This is a genomic window from Stenotrophomonas sp. CASM101 (assembly GCF_049384845.1).
GTDB classification, from domain to species: Bacteria; Pseudomonadota; Gammaproteobacteria; order Xanthomonadales; family Xanthomonadaceae; genus Stenotrophomonas; species Stenotrophomonas hibiscicola.
Window position 1 is genome coordinate 131,920 of sequence record NZ_JBMRFR010000001.1, and the last position, 15,776, is coordinate 147,695.

Below are 15,776 nucleotides of genomic sequence, written 5' to 3' on the forward strand. Positions count from 1 at the left end.
GTCCTCCCCCGCTCCGCCCTCCCGCACTGCGCCCGCGAGGCCTGCGGTGAGTGCCGCCTTCCCGCCCAGCTGGTACGCCGCCAGTCTGCCCGAACCGCCCGCACTGCCCCCGCTGCAGAGGAATGTGCAGGCCGACGTTGCGGTGCTCGGTGCCGGCTATACCGGCCTGACCGCAGCCCTGGAACTGGCTACGCGCGGCCAGCGCGTGGTGGTGCTGGACGCGCAGCGGATCGGCTGGGGCGCGTCCGGTCGCAACGGTGGCCAGGCGCTGGTCGGCTATGGCTGCGAGGTGGACGAACTGGAGCGTCAGCTCGGTCGTGATGATGCGCGCCACCTGTTCGACTGGTCACGCGACGCGGTGCAGGCGATGCGCGCACGCATCGATCGGCACGGCATTGACTGTCATTGGGTGGAAGGCCACGCCAGCGTCGCCATCCGCGAACGCCATGAGCGCGACCTGCAGGCCAACTGCGAGCATCTGCAACGCCACTACGACTACCCCATGCAGTGGTGGGACCATGATGCCCTGCGCGCACAGCTGGACAGCCCACGCTACCGCGCCGCGATGTTCGATCCGCTCAGCGCGCATCTGCAGCCCCTGGCCTATGCCCGCGGACTGGCCGATGCGGCGCGTGCGGCCGGCGCGGTGATTCATGAGAACTCCGCAGTGACCCGCGTGCAGCGCGGGCCGCAGCCCACCCTGCATACCGCGCAGGGAAGCGTGCGCGCTGCGCATCTGGTGGTGGCCGGCAACGCCTGGTTGCAGGGCCTGCTGCCCGAGCTGGAACGGCGGATCATGCCGGTCGGCACCTATATCGGGGCCAGCACTCCGCTGGGTGCCGAGCGCGCCCGTGCCCTGATCGGCAACAACATGGCCGTGGCCGACACCGCCTGGGCACTGGATTACTTCCGTCTCAGCCACGACCATCGCCTGCTGTTTGGTGGCCGTGCCAGCTATTCAGCACTACCGCCACCCGGCCTGCGCGGGGTGATGCAGCGGCGCATGCACCAGGTGTTCCCGCAGCTGGCCGACGTGCCTCTGGAGCAGGTCTGGGGCGGTTATGTGGACATTACCCGCAACCGCGCCCCGCATTGGGGCCGGCTGGACGGCAATCTGTACTTCGCGCAGGGGTTCTCCGGCCATGGGGTGGCCGCCGCCGGGCTGGCCGGTGAGGTGATCGCCGCTGCTATTGCAGGCCAGAGCGAGCGCCTGGACGTGTTCCAGCGCCTGCGGCATGCCCCCTTCCCTGGCGGCCGGCTGCTGCGCACGCCACTGCTGGTGGCGGCGATGTCGTGGTACAAGCTGCGGGATGCGTTGTGGTGAAACAGTGAGCTGACACGGAGAGATTCCGAAGAACTGGCAATTCCCGGACCTCCACAGCATGTGAAGAGCACTCATCCAGAAGGGCGTGACGGAATTCTCATTTGATCGGCAGATCGCATCGGCAATTGCATTATCTATTTCATGCCGATACCGTCCCTCAGAACCGGGTCCCGCGGCGAATGGATGCTGACAGGGAACGTACTAGAGGGAGATGTGCGATTGAACTGGTGGAATGAAGGCCTGCAGTTGAAGTTGCGTATCCGCCCGGCGGGGCTGGTCCTTGCGCTGTTGTACGCCATCGCATGCTGGGCGTCTCGCCAGTTGTCGCTCGACCAGTTCTACCTGCCCGCCGGCGTCCGCGTGGCTGCGGTGCTGTTGTTCCCGCCTCGATGGTGGCCGTACCTGCTGCTGGGCGAATACGCCTACTTTGCGCAGATGCGCGTGCCAATGATCGAGAAGTATGGACTGGCCTGGATAGTGCTTGGTTCGGCACTGCTGATGCCTGCAGTGATGCTGATCGTGCATCTGCACCGGAAAATGATGGTGACCACGAAGAATGCATGGCTGATTTCAGTCGCGGCGGTTTCGGCACTGGTGGTCACGGCGCTCAATCTGATGTTGGCACATCTCCTGTGGCCGACACCGCCGGAGATGCCGGTGCTTGCGAGCATCGCGCGCCTGGTCGTTGGCGACTTCATCGGCATACTGACCCTTGCACCGCTTGCGTTGCTGTGGACACGCCGGACCGGCAACGCCCGTTGGACATCAGGTTTCGCCCCGCCTGCAGTCGCTGCCCTGACGCTGATGGCCATAATTGGCCTGTATGCCGCACAGCTGCCCTTGGACGAAGCCAACGCCAAGACATCGATGCAGCTGCTGATGGCGCTGCCGGTCGTCGTGCTCACCTGTCTGTATGGCTGGCGAGGTGCGGCGATCGGAGTACCGTCGCTCAACCTGATCATTGGCCTGACCACCCCAAGCCCCTACACGGGTGCGTTCGATCCAGCTGCGTTCGCGACCCAGCAGATCATGGCGGTCACCGGCGCTGCACTGCTGGTGTTAGGGTCGCGCATCACCCACTACTACCACCGTTCGCGATTGGGCGAAGTGGGTGAAAGGGATGCGCTCAAGCACGCGCGCAATTCACTGGTGGCAAGCGAGCTTGATCTCCGTGAGCGCGCGCGACACCTGAGGAAGCTGGGGGACGGCATCGACACCTCGCTCAGCGAGGTGGTGAATTGGCTCAATGCGCATGGCCATCCCACGATAGCGAACAGTCTCCTGCATATGGCTTCGGTCCATTCGCGACAGTTCCGCGAACAAACCAGCATGGTCTATCCCGCAGCACTGGAACATCTTGGGCTCTACGTCGCCCTGCAGGCCGGCGGCGTACGCGAAACCTGGGACCTGAGCCATCGCGTGATGCGCCCTCGATTGCTCGGCGATCCCTGTCAGCTCAGTGTCGGCCTGCAGCTGGCCGCCTATCGCGCCCTCACCGATGCCGTTTCGCTGTTGATCAACAGGGAATCCGGTCAGATCAGCATCCGCGTGCGTTGCGGCAGGAGAGGAGGACGCCGCGGCATCCTGATGACGGTCGCACTGCTGGATTCATACCGCAGCCTGTCACCGTCAACCGTCACCGCCACGGTCGAGCGCTTGGCTGGCCGCACGATTGCCTATGGCGGAACAGTGCAGTGCCATCGGAATCGGATACGGATGGCGATGGTGGAGACGGGTGACTCCGCCGCCATCGGCATTGCATCGTTCAGCGCTATGGATTACGTGACCACCTCCGGGCAGGGAAGCTCGCAGACCCAGATCTGATTGCCGGTGTCCGCCAGAGGGCCGGCCCTACAATAATCGCCCTCTGCCGCGTTCATCGCGGCAAGCGCAGCGGCGCAGGATATCCCGACACCGCTGCGCACTTCTACGTCTTTACGGTGTTTCAACCGACCAGATGACCTCGCCGCCACTACGATAACGCACCAGCGAAAAATCGCTGCCGCTGTAGATCTGCGAGCGGCTGGCGCCTGCCGGTATCTGGATCTTCTGCTGGGGCAGCGAAACCTTGGTCGCATTGTTGCCTGCCGGCAGCACCCAGTAGGTCCCCCCTGCGTTGCCGATAATCAGCTGCACGTTTCCGAGGAGGTCGTTCACCTGCAAATAGGTAATGCCATCACGCTGGAATCCATACAGCTGCCAGCTGGGGTCCTGGCTGAGATTGACCGCAGCCGGACTGGCCTGCCCCAACCCAGCCGTAGCCAATGGCTTTCCATGAAAATCCGAGGGACCGCCCGCGATTGCCGGGGCAGCGGCAATCATCAGCAATCCAGTAGCCGCACCAAAACATGAAAATCGCACAGTGACCTCCAGGTCGAAGTTGAAATCGAGAACCTCCAGCTGATACTAACCGCTTCCCATCTGAGCAATGGGCCAAACGACGAGCACGGACGTTTTCGTCCTAAAGTTACACCCGAAACCGCCGCTATCCGTGCCGAGCCCTCCTTCGTGAGCCACCGCATCATGCCCGTCCTGCCGCAGGCCGCCGTCGATGGCGACCTGGCCGATCCCCTGCCACAGCGGATCCTGCTGGTCGAAAATTCCCGTGCGTTCACCGGCATGCTGCGCGAAGCCATCGAACAGCGCCTGGAACTGCCGGTGGTGATCGCTTCCACCCTCGCCGAGGCCGATCGCCTGCTCAGCGAAGGTGCCGGCTGGTTCCTGGTGCTGACCGGGCTGGTGCTGGCCGACGGCGACCGTGATGCGGTGGTCGAGTTCTTCCTCAAGCGCGACCTGCCAACGGTGGTGGTCAGCGGCGTGTACGACGAGGACCTGCGCAAGCGCGTGCTGCAGCAGCAGATCATCGATTACGTGCTGAAGAACACCCCCGGCAGCATCGATTACCTGGTGTGGCTGGTGCAGCGGCTGGAACGCAACCGCCGCATCGCCGCGCTGGTGGTGGACGATTCGCCGTCTGCGCGTGGCTACGCTGCGGCCCTGCTGCGCATGTACGGCCATGAGGTGCATGAAGCCGCCGACGGCAACGAGGGCCTGGCTGCGATCGAGGCGCATCCGGCAATCCGCCTGGCGGTGGTCGATCAGGAAATGCCCGGCATGCAGGGCGTGGAGTTCACCCGCCGCCTGCGTACCCTGCGCTCGCGCGACAAGGTGGCGGTGATCGGCATCTCCGGCAATACCGATGCCTCGCTGATCCCACGCTTCCTTAAGAACGGTGCGAACGACTTCCTGCGCAAGCCGTTCTCGCGCGAGGAGTTTTTCTGCCGCGTCTCGCAGAACGTGGACCAGCTGGAGCTGATCGGCACTCTGCAGGATCTGGCCACCCGCGACTTCCTCACCGGGCTGCCCAACCGACGCTTCTTCCTGGAACAGAGCCAGCGCCAGCTGCCACAGCTGCAGCTGCATGGCCAGTGCGTGGCGGTGGCGATGATCGACATCGACCACTTCAAGCACATCAACGACACGCACGGCCACGAGGCCGGCGATGATGCGCTGCGCTCGGTGGCCGGCGCGGTGGCCGCACATGCACGCAGCCAGGACCTGATCGCACGCTTCGGTGGCGAGGAGTTCTGCCTGCTGGTGCCGGACATGGAACAGGACGAGGCGCTGCTGTACTTCGAGGAACTGCGCCAGCGCATCGCCGCGCTGGAAGTGGACATCGGCACCGCCACCCTGCGCATGACCGTGAGCATCGGCCTGTGCTGCCTGCGCCCGCAGCGTGATGCACTGCACCGGTTGATCTCCGAGGCCGACCGCCAGCTGTACCTGGCCAAGGCCGGTGGCCGCAACCGGGTCAGCTGCACCACGGTGGCCAGCCCGCTGCGCCCACGCGAGCCTGCCCTGCCCTGACCGGCCCGCTTTGATCCAGATCAACGCCGCACCCGCGCGGCAGTACTACAGTCGGCCCCGACATACGCATGAAGGGGAGCCGGGGATGGCACTACTGGTTTGGCAGGACGATCTGAACATCGGCATCGATGTGATCGACCAACAACACCGCCGCATCATCGAGATGCTCAACCACCTGCACGTGGCACAGGCCAGCATGCAGCGTGCGGCGGTGGGTGAAGTGATCGACGAAGTGGTGGACTACACCCTGTCGCACTTCGCGTTCGAGGAAGAGCTGATGGAAGAGGCGGGCTATCCGTTCTGTGCCGCGCACAAGCGCGTGCACGAGGTCTTCATCAAGCGGGTATCGGAATACCGCATGCGCTTCCAGGCCGGCGAGGACATCAGCGATGAACTGCGCACCATGCTCTCGCGCTGGCTGTTCAACCACATCCGCGGCGATGACCAGGCCTATGCCGAACAGGTCAAGGCGCACCTGAACCACTTTGCCCGCGAACACCAGGGTGGCGGCTGGCTGGGGCGCACGCTCAAGCGCTTCTTTGGTTGAGCCGCAGGGCGCGCCTGTGCAGTGCTACCAGCGCGCACAGGGTAGCTACCGCAGTCAGGCACAGGTAGTAGCCGACCGCGACCAGGCCGAAGCGTTCCGCCAGCCAGGTGGCCAGGTACGGCGCCGGCGCCGCACCCAGAATGCCGGCCAGGTTGAATGACAGCGAGGCGCCTGTGTAGCGCACTTCCACCGGGTAGATTTCGGCCAGGAAGGTGCCACAGGGGCCGTAGGTCAGCCCCATCAGGAACAATCCCAGGCACAGGAACGCAGTGACCAGCCATGGGCTGTGCGGCTGGAACAGCGGTGCGAACAGCACGCCGAAGCCGACAATCAGCACGCTGGCGACGATCATGGTGCGACGCGTCCCCCAGCGGTCGCCATAGCGCGCCGACAGCGGGATGCCCAGCGCGAAGAACAGCATGCCGGCCATCTGCATCAGCAGGAACTGCTCGCGGCTGTAACCCAGCACCGCCGTGCCATGGCCGAGGCTGAACACGGTCATCAGGTAGAACAGCACGAAGGTGGCGAACGCGCCCAGGGTACCCAGCAGCATCGGCACCGGGTGGTCACGCAGCACCGTCCACATCGGCAGCCGCACCGGTGCTTTGCGCTCCAGCGCCTGCCTGAAATCGGGGGTCTCGTGGATGTTCAGGCGCACCCACAGGCCAAGGCCGACCAGCAGCGCGCTGGCCACGAACGGAATGCGCCAGCCCCACTGCAGGAAGTCACCCTGGCTCAGGCAACGGCCCAACACCAGGAAGATGCCGGCCGACAACAGGAAGCCGAGTGGCGCGCCCAGCTGCGGGAACATGCCGTACCAGGCGCGCTTGCCCGGCGGAGCGTTCTCAGTGGCCAGCAGCACCGCCCCGCCCCACTCGCCACCCAGCCCCAGGCCCTGGCCGAAGCGGCACAGCGCCAGCAACGCAGGGGCCCACAGGCCAATCTGTGCATGGGTGGGCAACAGGCCGATCAGCACCGTGGACAGGCCCATGGTCAGCAGCGCGGCCACCAGCGTGGCCTTGCGGCCGATACGGTCACCGAAGTGGCCGAACACTGCCGAGCCCACCGGGCGCGCGATGAACGCGACCGCGAACGTTGCCAGTGACTGCAGCAGCGCCGCCTGCTCGCTGCTGTCCGGGAAGAACAGGTGCGGGAACACCAGCACGGCGGCCGTGGCGTAGATGTAGAAATCGAAGAATTCGATGGTGGTGCCGATCAGGCTGGCCAGCAGGACACGACGGGGGGAATTCACGGACGGCGCGGCAGCGGTGATCGTCGACATCGGCAACACGGGTAACGGCGGATCGCCCGATTCTGCCACGGGCCGATGGCCGCACGGGGCGATGGTTTCAGCCGACACCGATGCCAACGGAATTTTTCGGGCCACCCGCTAGGCTGCGCCACCGGTCCCTGCATGGACGCTTTGCCGATGACTGCAGTCGCGCTGTCGTGGTCCGATTCGCCGAAGCTGCCGCGGATGGCGGCGTGGCTGGTGGTACTGCTGGTGCATGGCGGGCTTGCTCTGTGGCTGCTGGACAGCGGCCGGATCGAACTGCGCAGCGACGACGGCCCACGGATCTTGCTGCGTTGGCTGCCACCGGAACTGCCGACGCCGGTAGCCAAGCAGCCCACCTTGCCCTCCGCACAGATGACGCGTCCGGCCGCATCGGTGATGCCCCGCCCTGCCCCGGTTGCGCAGGCAGACAGCGCCCAGCCTGCCGCGGAAAACGCGGCTGCGGTGGCGCCACTGATCCTGAGTCTGCCTGCGGGCAGCATCGACGGTGGTGACGGCATCAGCGCTGCGGGTGTCGCTCCGCGTCTTATTGGTCGCCGCGAGATACACCCGGCATTCGCGGCGCGCCGCAACTACTTCCCGATCCGTCGGCAGATGACCCCCGAGCAGATCGTGCATGGCGTCGCGCAACTGCTGGGTTTGTGGCCACCGGGCTACATCGTCGACCCGTGCGAGCTGGGCAAGCAGGACATGGACTATTTCCAGAACGCCGTCGAAGAAGCCGACCGCGACATGCTGCGTGCGGCGGTGCTGCAGGTGAGCGCGCGTTGCCGGTAGTCGCATTACTGTGGCGTCGAGCTTGCTCGACGGCTTTTCGCATTTTGTAGAGCCGAGCCATGCTCGGCTGCATTTCGCGAAGAGCAGTCGAGCATGGCTCGACTCTACAAAGAGCAAACAGCAGCCGAGCGTGGGCTCGGCTCTACGAAAAGCGCTCGGCGGGCGCGTCGTTACAACTGGATCCAGGTGGCCTTGATCTCGCTGTACTTGTCGAACGCATGCAGCGATTTGTCCCGGCCGTTGCCGGACTGCTTGTAGCCACCGAACGGGGCGGTCATGTCACCACCGTCCCAGCCGTTCACCCAGACGCTGCCGGCGCGCAGCTGGCGTGCGACACGATGGGCGCGGCCCAGGTCACGCGTCCACAGGCCCGCCGCCAATCCATAGCGGCTGTCATTGGCCACGCGCACCGCTTCGGCCTCGTCGTCGAAACCAAGCACGGCCAGCACTGGCCCGAACACTTCCTCGCGTGCCAACGCGTGGTCCGGACGCACCTGGTCGAACACCGTGGGCTGCACGTAGCAGCCGCCGGACTCCACCTCGGCCCGATGGCCCCCCATCAGCAGACGAGCGCCCTCGCCTTCGGCACGGGCGATATCGGCCAGCACCTTGTCCACGTGCGCGGCGTCGACCAGCGCACCCATCGGTGCATCGGCCTCCAGTGGATGGCGGGGCTGCATGTGCTGGCCATAGGCAATCACCTGGTGCACGAAGTCCTCACGGATCGAGCGCTGCACCAGCAGCCGCGAGCCAGCGGTGCAGACTTCGCCCTGGTTGAAGAAGATGCCCTGCGCCACGGCCTTGGCCGCTGCGTCCAGGTCCGGCGCGTCGGCGAACACCAGGTGGGGGCTCTTGCCACCGCATTCCAGCCAGACCCGCTTGAGGTTGGACCGTCCTGCATACTCCAGCAGCTTCGCACCGGTGGCGGTGGAACCGGTGAAGGCCAGCACGTCCACATCCATGTGCAGCGCCAAGGGCTCGCCCACGCGCGCACCATGGCCGGGCAGCACGTTCAGCACTCCGTCCGGCAGGCCCGCCTCGGCCGCCAGCGCCGCCAGCCGCAACGCCGACAGTGGCGAACGCTCGGACGGCTTGAGGACCACCGAATTGCCCATCGCCAGTGCCGGCGCGATCTTCCAGCAGGCCATCAGCAACGGGAAATTCCATGGCACGACCGCCGCCACCACGCCGGCAGGCTCGCGCGTGACCAGCCCCAGCTCGTGTGGGCCGGTCGGCGCGATTTCCCCGTACAGCTTGTCCACCGCTTCGGCGGTCCAGGCCAGGCAGCGCACCACGCCGGGCAGGTCGATACGGCGTGCGTCGCGCACCGGCTTGCCCATATCCAGGGTTTCCAGCAGCGCCAGCTCATCGGCGTGCTTCTCCACCAGCGCGGCCAGCGCCAGCAACACGCGCTTGCGATGCGCCGGGCTGGCCTGCGACCAGTGGCCCGCATCGAAGGCACGCCGCGCCGCCAGCACTGCGCGCTCCACGTCCTGTGCATCGCAGTCGGCGACCGCCGCGAGCACACGGCCATCGATGGGGCTGATGCAGTCGAAGCGGGCGCCGCTGGCGGCGTCGGTGTAGCGGCCATCGATGAAGGCCTGGCCGGGCATCGAAAGCTGCTGCGACAACGCCTGCCAGTGGCTGCGGTGGGGAAAGTCGGCCATGTCGGGCTCCTCGCAACAGTTTCCCCGGTTATACCGGCGTGGCCGCGACTCCACTGTGACGCGGCTGCGCTACATTCACCCCATCGGACCCCGATGGAGCTGGCATGAAACGTTCCGCGAGCGACCTGCACGACCTGGTCACCCAGCGCCCGGAATCCCTGGACGCGTACTGGATGCCGTTCACCGCCAATCGCCAGTTCAAGGCCGCACCGCGTGTGCTGGCGCGCGCCGAGGGCATGCACTACGAGGATGTCGACGGCCGCCACATCCTCGACGGTACCGCCGGCCTGTGGTGCTGCAACGCCGGCCACGCGCGGCCGCGCATCGTCGAGGCCATCGTCGATCAGGCACGCACGCTGGATTACTCGCCCGCCTTCCAGATGGGATCGCCACCAGCATTCGCGCTGGCAGAGCGCCTGGCGGCGCTGGCACCGGGCGCGCTCAACCATGTGTTCTTCACCAATTCCGGCTCGGAGGCGGTGGATACCGCGATGAAGATCGTGCTGGCCTACCACCGCCAGCGCGGCGAGGGCCAGCGCACGCGCTTCATCAGCCGCGAGAAGGCCTACCACGGCGTCGGCTTCGGCGGCATGGCACTAGGCGGCTTGCCCAACAACCGCAGGGCGTTCGGCCTGCAGCTGGGCGGCGTGGACTACCTGCGCCACACCCTGGACCTGCAGCGCAATGCATTCAGCAGGGGCCTGCCGCGCCAGGGCGCTGAACTGGCCGACGACCTGGAGCGGCTGATCGCGCTGCATGACGCCTCGACCATCGCGGCGGTCTTCGTCGAGCCCATCGCTGGGTCCGCCGGGGTCATCCTGCCGGCGCCGGGCTACCTGCAGCGCCTGCGCGAGCTGTGCGATCACCACGGCATCCTGCTGGTGTTCGATGAGGTCATCACCGGCTTCGGCAGGGTCGGCATGCCCTTCGCCGCACAGCGCTTCGGGGTCACCCCCGACCTGCTGACCTTCGCCAAGGCGGTCAGCAACGGCGCGGTGCCGCTGGGCGGCGTGCTGGCCAGCGATGCGGTGCACGCTACGCTGATGCAGGCGCCACCGCAGGCCATCGAGCTGTTCCACGGCTATACCTACTCTGGTCACCCGCTGGCCTGTGCGGCCGCGCTGGCCACTCTGGAGGTCTACGCCGAGGAGCGCCTGTTCGAGCGGGCCATCGAACTGGGCGAATACTGGCAGGAACGGCTGCATGCGCTGCAGGGCCTGCCCAACGTGATCGACATCCGCAACTTCGGGCTGGTCGGGGCGGTCGAGTTGGCGCCACGCCGGGACATGCCCGGCAGCCGCGGCTACGAGGTGTTCCGGCGCTGCTTCCACGATGGCCGGCTGCTGGTGCGCTGTACCGGTGACATCATCGCGCTGTCGCCCCCGCTGATCGTGGACAAGGCGCAGATCGACCAGATCACCGGCACGCTGGGCGAGATGATCCGGGCCACCGCCTGAGCCCTGGCCGGCGGCGGCGAGCGGGTACAATGGGCGGTTCCGCTCCTGCTCGCTGCCGTGCCCATGGATATCGTCGTCAAAGAAGAACTCAAGGCCTATATCGACCCGCTGACTGCGGACGAACATGACGCGCTGGAGCGCAGCATCCTGGCCGATGGCTGTCGTGACGCGCTGGTGCTGTGGGGCAACGTACTGGTCGACGGCCACAACCGCTTCGGCATCTGCCAGAAGCATGGCCTGCCCTTCAACACCGTACAGAACACCCGCTTCCAGAGCATGGAAGACGTGCACCTGTGGATGATCGAGCAGCACCTGGGCCGTCGCAGCGTGTCCGACTTCCAGCGCGGCGTGCTGGCGCTGCGCAAGCGCGACATCCTGGCCGCCCGCAAGCAGGTCGAGCAGGCCCAGCTGCAGCGCGAGAGCGACGGCACCGCGGACATCACCGACGAAGGCGGCGAAGACAGCCCGCCGTGGGAGCCGGCCCCGAAGCTCAGCCGTGCTGAGCTGGCCCGCGAAGCCAAGCTGAGCACCAGCCAGGTCGGCATGATCGAGCGCATCCATGCCCAGGCTGCACCCGAAGTGGTGGAGGCGGTGAAGGCCGGCGTGATCTCGATCAGCGCCGCTGCGGCCGTGGCCGACCTGCCCGAAGAGGAGCAGCGCGCTGCCGCCGCCGGTGGCAAGGACGAGCTGAAGCAGGCCGCCAAGCGCGTGCGCGAGTCCAAGCGCAAGCCGCGCGCGCCGAAGCCGGAAGCAGCCGAGATGGATTTCGAGGAGGCAAATGAGGACGAGATCGCCAGCCGCGACGCCGAAGTGCTGTTGGCGCTGGAACAGCTGGGCGAGGATGCCCCGGCCCTGCGCCGCCGCGTGGTCGCGTTGACCCGCGAGAACGACACCCTGCGCGCGCAGCTGGCCGCGCTGCGCAAGCAGCTGGAAGCGCTTTAAAAAACGCGAACCTCTCATGTAGAGCCGAGATCCTATGTTCGGCTGCGGTCTGCCGCGCGCAAGGCAGCCGAGCATGGGCTCGGCTCTACAGGCAGGCATCACCGGGCTGCGGTTAGACTCGTGCAATGACGCCTGCCCACGATCCGCGCCGCGCCCAGCTGCGGCGCCTGAAAGCCCTCGCATTGGGCCTGCTGCTGTTGATGCTGGCCGGATTCGCGATCAGCCACTGGCAGGGCGAGCGCGGCATCTGGGCCTGGGTTTCGGCCTTCTGCGAGGCTGCTGCGGTCGGCGCGCTGGCCGACTGGTTCGCAGTCGTTGCGCTGTTCCGGCGGCCAATGGGCCTGCCGATTCCGCACACCGCGATCATCCCGCGCAGCAAGGAACGCATCGGCGACAGCCTGGCGCTGTTCGTGCGCGACCAGTTCCTGGAGCCGGGTGTGCTGCTGGCCAAGCTGCAGGTGTTCGATCCGGCCAGCCGCCTCGGCAGCTGGCTGGCCGACCCGGCACGCTCGCGCATGCTGGCCGACATGGCCCGCGGCTGGGCGCTGCAGGCGCTGGATTTCTTCGACGAAACCGCCGTGCGCCGGCAGCTGCACGCCTTTGTGGTGCAGCAGCTGCGGCAGTGGAATGCCGCCGCCACCGCCGGTGAGCTGCTGGCCCTGCTGACCGCCGATGGGCGCCACCAGCGCGTGCTGGACGAGGGCCTGCAGCGCCTGGGACGCTGGCTGGAGCAGCCGGAAGTGAAGGAGCGCGCCTCGCAGCTGATCGTGCGTTACATCCAGCGCGAATGGCCGACGCTGTCGAGCACGGTGAACTGGGTCAAGCCGATCGACGAGATCGGCGACAGCCTGGCCGAACGCCTGGCCCGCGCGGTGCTGGAAGAGCTGCAGCAGGTGCTGGCCGAGCCGCAGCATCCGCTGCGCCAGGACTACGAGACCTGGTTGCAGAACTACGTGCAGCGCCTGCGCGAGGATCCGGCGCTGGCCGAGCGCATCGAGCAGCTCAAGCAGGACATGATCGACCACCCGGCCCTGCAGGAGTACGTGCAGGGGCTGTGGGCGCGCATCCACGCCAGCCTGCGGGCGGACCTGCAGCGCGAGGATTCGGCGCTGGTCGGCCACCTGCAGCGCAGCCTGGGTTCGCTCGGTGCCAGCCTGCAGGCCGACCCGGCGCTGCGCGAGGCACTGAACCAGCATCTGATGGAAGGTGCGCAGCGCCTGACCGGGCGCCTGCGCGAGGGCGTCACCACGCATATCGCGCAGACCGTGAAGGGCTGGGACGAGCGGCACCTGGTCGAACAGCTGGAACTGAGCGTGGGCCGTGACCTGCAGTTCATCCGCTTCAACGGCACCCTGGTCGGCGGGCTGATCGGCCTGCTGCTGCACGCTGCGACGGTCCTTTTCCACTTCTGAAGCCTCCCTGCACGGGAGCGGGTGCCGTCACGCTTGATTAACGAAATGCGAATGCCTATCATTTGCTAATCGGTTGTACGCTTAGCCAAGCGGGGCACGGAAGCACGCACCCACCCGCCCCTTCGCCCGTGTACATCCCCCGACTACCGGGTCGCCCGCACTGCGCGGGTGGCGCACCGTCGATGGGACTCGCTGGGCGACGTGCGCGGAGCGCGCGGTTGCTGCGTCTGCGCATTCCATCGCCTGTTTCGTCCTGCATGGAATCGCACCGATGGCAATGCCGCTCAACCTTCCTCGTCCCTCTCTGCTGGCCCTGGCCGTGACCGCACTGATGATCGCTCCGCTGGCACACGCCGACGGCACCGCTGAATCTTCCGCGCGCACGCTGGACACCGTGAAGGTGACCGCCGATGGCGAGATTCCGAACAGCTACACGGTGAAGAACGCGCGCAGCGCGACCAGGCTGGACCTGTCGTTGCGCGAGACGCCACAGTCGGTGACCGTGATCACCCGCCAGCGCCTGGACGACATGGGCCTGTTCTCGCTGTCGGACGTGATGGGCCAGGTGACCGGCGTCAGCGTGTCGGTCACCGACAGCGAGCGCATCAACTATGTTTCGCGCGGCTACACCATCGACAATTTCCAGATCGACGGCATGCTCAACACGTTCGGTGGCTCGGTCAAGACCAACACCGACAGCGTGATCTACGAGCGTATCGAGGTGATCCGTGGCGCCACCGGCCTGACCACCGGCGCCGGCGATCCCTCCGGCACCATCAGCATGATCCGCAAGCGCCCCACCGACACCTTCCAGATGGGCGCCAACCTCACCGTGGGACGCTGGGGCAACCGCCGCCTGGAAGCCGATCTCGGTGGTCCGGTTGCCTGGGACGGCCGCATCCGTGCGCGCGTGGTCGCGGCCAAGCAGCAGAGCGATTCATTCCGTGATGTCTATGCGCTCGACAGGGATGTGTTCTACGGCATCGTGCAGGCCGACCTGAGCGACAGCGCGCTGTTCGAAGTGGGCTACGAATACCAGTCGCCGCGTACCACCGGCGTGACCTGGGGCGTGGTGCCGTACTGGGGCGCCGATGGCACGCCAGCCAACCTGCCTCGCTCGACCAACCTGTCGGCCTCGTGGAGCGCCTGGCCGATCGTGGAGAAGACCAGCTTCGCGCGGCTGGAGCAGCAGCTCGGCAACGGCTGGTCGGTGAAGGGCAATATCAGCCACGCCGTGCGTGATACCGACGGCAGCGTCTGGTACGGCGCCGCCGGCAATCCGCGTGCCGATGGAACCGGCGTCACCGCCTACATCTCTCACTTCAACGAGCACAGCACGATGGACGTGTTCGACGTCAACGTCGGCGGCCCGTTCCAGCTGTTCGGTCGCGAGCACGAACTGGTGTTCGGCCTGGGCCAGTCGGTGCGCAAGGGCGAGTCGGAAGGCATGGACTTCGACTACGACGATGCCTATGCCGTGGTGCCGGACTGGCGCCACTGGACCGGCAATGTGCCGGTGCTGCCGGTGACCCGCCTGGGCAGGCTGTCTTCGCAGAATGAACTGCGCCAGCGCGCAGCCTACGTTGCCGCGCGGCTGCGCCTGGCCGACCCGCTGCTGGCGGTGGCAGGCGCGCGCTACGGCAGCTGGGAAACCCGCAGCTGGGCCTATGGCTACGATGCCAATGGCAACCGCAATCGCACCACCCGCACCGGCTACAGGCCGGACGACATGCTCACCCCGTATGCCGGCCTGGTCTTCGACTTCAATTCGATCTTCAGCGGCTATGTCAGCTACACCGACATCTTCAAGCCGCAGAACTACCGCGACCGCAATGGCAACTACCTGGAGCCGGTGGTCGGCAACATGTACGAAGCAGGCGTCAAGGCCGAGTTCTTCGGCGGCCTGCTCAATGCCTCGGCCGCCGTGTTCGAGGGCAAGCAGGACAACGTCGCCGAGATCGATGATTCGGTGCCGGTGAACTCGCTGCCCGACGGCAGCCAGGCCTACCGCTCCACCGGCAAGGGCAACAAGGTCAAGGGCTGGGAGATCGAAACCCAGGGCAGCATCGGCGAGCAGTGGAACGTCTCGGCCGGTTTCGCCCACACCGTCATCCGCAACAAGGACGGCGTGCTGCAGCGGACCACCGCCCCGCAGGATACCTTCCGGCTCAACACCAGCTGGCGCCCTGGCGGTATCGACGGCCGCTTCTGGCTGGGTGGTGGCGTGACCTGGCAGAGCAGCATCTGGAACACCAGCACCAAACCCGACCGCAGCAAGGCCAGGATCATCCAGGACGCGTTCTACCTGGTCAACCTCGCCGGCGGCTACCGCTTCAACGAGAACTTCAGCGCCCAGCTGAACATCAACAACCTGCTGGACAAGAAGTATTTCAACAACGTCGGTTTCTACAACGGCGTGTACTGGGGCGAACCACGCAATGTCACCGTGACGCTGCGCTGGAAGCTCTGACCCTGATGGATGGCACCGG

Annotated in this window: 12 protein-coding genes; 9 read left to right on the forward strand and 3 right to left on the reverse strand. The window is 66.4% G+C overall.

Features of this window, described 5'->3' with window-relative positions:
- The first annotated feature begins 46 nt into the window (after positions 1–46).
- Both VG543_RS00755 and VG543_RS00760 read left to right on the forward strand, forming a co-directional pair.
- Positions 47–1,324, forward strand: coding sequence for an NAD(P)/FAD-dependent oxidoreductase (locus VG543_RS00755; protein WP_423177474.1), 1,278 nt, complete (start codon positions 47–49; stop codon positions 1,322–1,324).
- 213 nt (positions 1,325–1,537) lie between these two features.
- Positions 1,538–3,148 (forward strand): MASE1 domain-containing protein, encoded by a 1,611-nt coding sequence (locus tag VG543_RS00760; protein ID WP_423177475.1) that lies wholly within the window; start codon positions 1,538–1,540, stop codon positions 3,146–3,148.
- Positions 3,149–3,259: 111 nt separating this feature from the next.
- Here VG543_RS00760 and VG543_RS00765 read toward each other — a convergent pair whose 3' ends face one another.
- The gene (locus VG543_RS00765) at positions 3,260–3,646 is read right to left on the reverse strand and encodes a hypothetical protein (RefSeq protein ID WP_227199817.1); all 387 of its coding nucleotides are present in this window, start codon (positions 3,644–3,646) and stop codon (positions 3,260–3,262) included.
- Between the two features lie 201 nt (positions 3,647–3,847).
- Here VG543_RS00765 and VG543_RS00770 point away from each other — a divergent pair, with 201 nt between their 5' ends.
- Both VG543_RS00770 and VG543_RS00775 read left to right on the forward strand, forming a co-directional pair.
- Positions 3,848–5,191, forward strand: coding sequence for a diguanylate cyclase (locus VG543_RS00770; protein WP_312545427.1), 1,344 nt, complete (start codon positions 3,848–3,850; stop codon positions 5,189–5,191).
- Positions 5,192–5,276: 85 nt separating this feature from the next.
- A complete protein-coding gene (locus tag VG543_RS00775) occupies positions 5,277–5,738 on the forward strand; it encodes a bacteriohemerythrin (RefSeq protein ID WP_021203550.1) in 462 nt (153 codons plus the stop codon).
- Here VG543_RS00775 and VG543_RS00780 read toward each other — a convergent pair.
- Positions 5,719–7,020 carry an MFS transporter gene (locus tag VG543_RS00780; RefSeq protein WP_329847255.1) on the reverse strand — a complete coding sequence of 434 codons (1,302 nt, stop codon included), beginning with the start codon at positions 7,018–7,020 and terminating at the stop codon, positions 5,719–5,721. The genes VG543_RS00775 and VG543_RS00780 overlap by 20 nt on opposite strands.
- A 147-nt stretch (positions 7,021–7,167) precedes the next feature.
- On the opposite strand from VG543_RS00780, the gene VG543_RS00785 reads away from it, so the two are divergent.
- On the forward strand, positions 7,168–7,809 hold the full coding sequence (locus VG543_RS00785) for a hypothetical protein (RefSeq protein WP_058979502.1): 642 nt from the start codon (positions 7,168–7,170) through the stop codon (positions 7,807–7,809).
- 170 nt (positions 7,810–7,979) lie between these two features.
- Here the strand turns inward: VG543_RS00785 and VG543_RS00790 are convergent, their stop codons facing one another.
- Positions 7,980–9,476, reverse strand: coding sequence for an aldehyde dehydrogenase (locus VG543_RS00790; protein ID WP_111097881.1), 1,497 nt, complete (start codon positions 9,474–9,476; stop codon positions 7,980–7,982).
- Between the two features lie 104 nt (positions 9,477–9,580).
- Between VG543_RS00790 and VG543_RS00795 the strand changes: the two genes are divergently transcribed.
- The 4 genes from VG543_RS00795 (at position 9,581) to VG543_RS00810 (ending at position 15,757) form a co-directional block, all read left to right on the forward strand.
- A complete protein-coding gene (locus VG543_RS00795) occupies positions 9,581–10,933 on the forward strand; it encodes an aspartate aminotransferase family protein (RefSeq protein ID WP_423177476.1) in 1,353 nt (450 codons plus the stop codon).
- A 63-nt stretch (positions 10,934–10,996) separates the two neighbouring features.
- Entirely contained in the window at positions 10,997–11,875 is an 879-nt protein-coding gene (locus tag VG543_RS00800) for a plasmid replication/partition related protein (protein WP_423177477.1), read from the forward strand.
- A 125-nt stretch (positions 11,876–12,000) separates the two neighbouring features.
- Complete coding sequence (locus VG543_RS00805) at positions 12,001–13,287, forward strand: DUF445 domain-containing protein (protein ID WP_423177478.1); 1,287 nt, start codon at positions 12,001–12,003, stop codon at positions 13,285–13,287.
- Positions 13,288–13,558: 271 nt separating this feature from the next.
- On the forward strand, positions 13,559–15,757 hold the full coding sequence (locus tag VG543_RS00810; RefSeq protein ID WP_423177480.1) for a TonB-dependent siderophore receptor: 2,199 nt from the start codon (positions 13,559–13,561) through the stop codon (positions 15,755–15,757).
- The last annotated feature ends 19 nt before the right edge of the window (positions 15,758–15,776 follow it).

What these genes read in the sequence shown, in the direction of transcription:
- VG543_RS00765 (WP_227199817.1), bottom strand. Translation starts at nt 3,646, where the DNA reads ATGATTGCCGCTGCCCCGGCAATCGCGGGCGGTCCCTCGGATTTTCAT.
- VG543_RS00770 (WP_312545427.1), top strand. Translation starts at nt 3,848, where the DNA reads ATGCCCGTCCTGCCGCAGGCCGCCGTCGATGGCGACCTGGCCGATCCC.
- VG543_RS00775 (WP_021203550.1), top strand. Translation starts at nt 5,277, where the DNA reads ATGGCACTACTGGTTTGGCAGGACGATCTGAACATCGGCATCGATGTG.
- VG543_RS00780 (WP_329847255.1), bottom strand. Translation starts at nt 7,020, where the DNA reads ATGTCGACGATCACCGCTGCCGCGCCGTCCGTGAATTCCCCCCGTCGT.
- VG543_RS00785 (WP_058979502.1), top strand. Translation starts at nt 7,168, where the DNA reads ATGACTGCAGTCGCGCTGTCGTGGTCCGATTCGCCGAAGCTGCCGCGG.
- VG543_RS00790 (WP_111097881.1), bottom strand. Translation starts at nt 9,476, where the DNA reads ATGGCCGACTTTCCCCACCGCAGCCACTGGCAGGCGTTGTCGCAGCAG.
- VG543_RS00795 (WP_423177476.1), top strand. Translation starts at nt 9,581, where the DNA reads ATGAAACGTTCCGCGAGCGACCTGCACGACCTGGTCACCCAGCGCCCG.
- VG543_RS00800 (WP_423177477.1), top strand. Translation starts at nt 10,997, where the DNA reads ATGGATATCGTCGTCAAAGAAGAACTCAAGGCCTATATCGACCCGCTG.
- VG543_RS00805 (WP_423177478.1), top strand. Translation starts at nt 12,001, where the DNA reads ATGACGCCTGCCCACGATCCGCGCCGCGCCCAGCTGCGGCGCCTGAAA.
- VG543_RS00810 (WP_423177480.1), top strand. Translation starts at nt 13,559, where the DNA reads ATGGCAATGCCGCTCAACCTTCCTCGTCCCTCTCTGCTGGCCCTGGCC.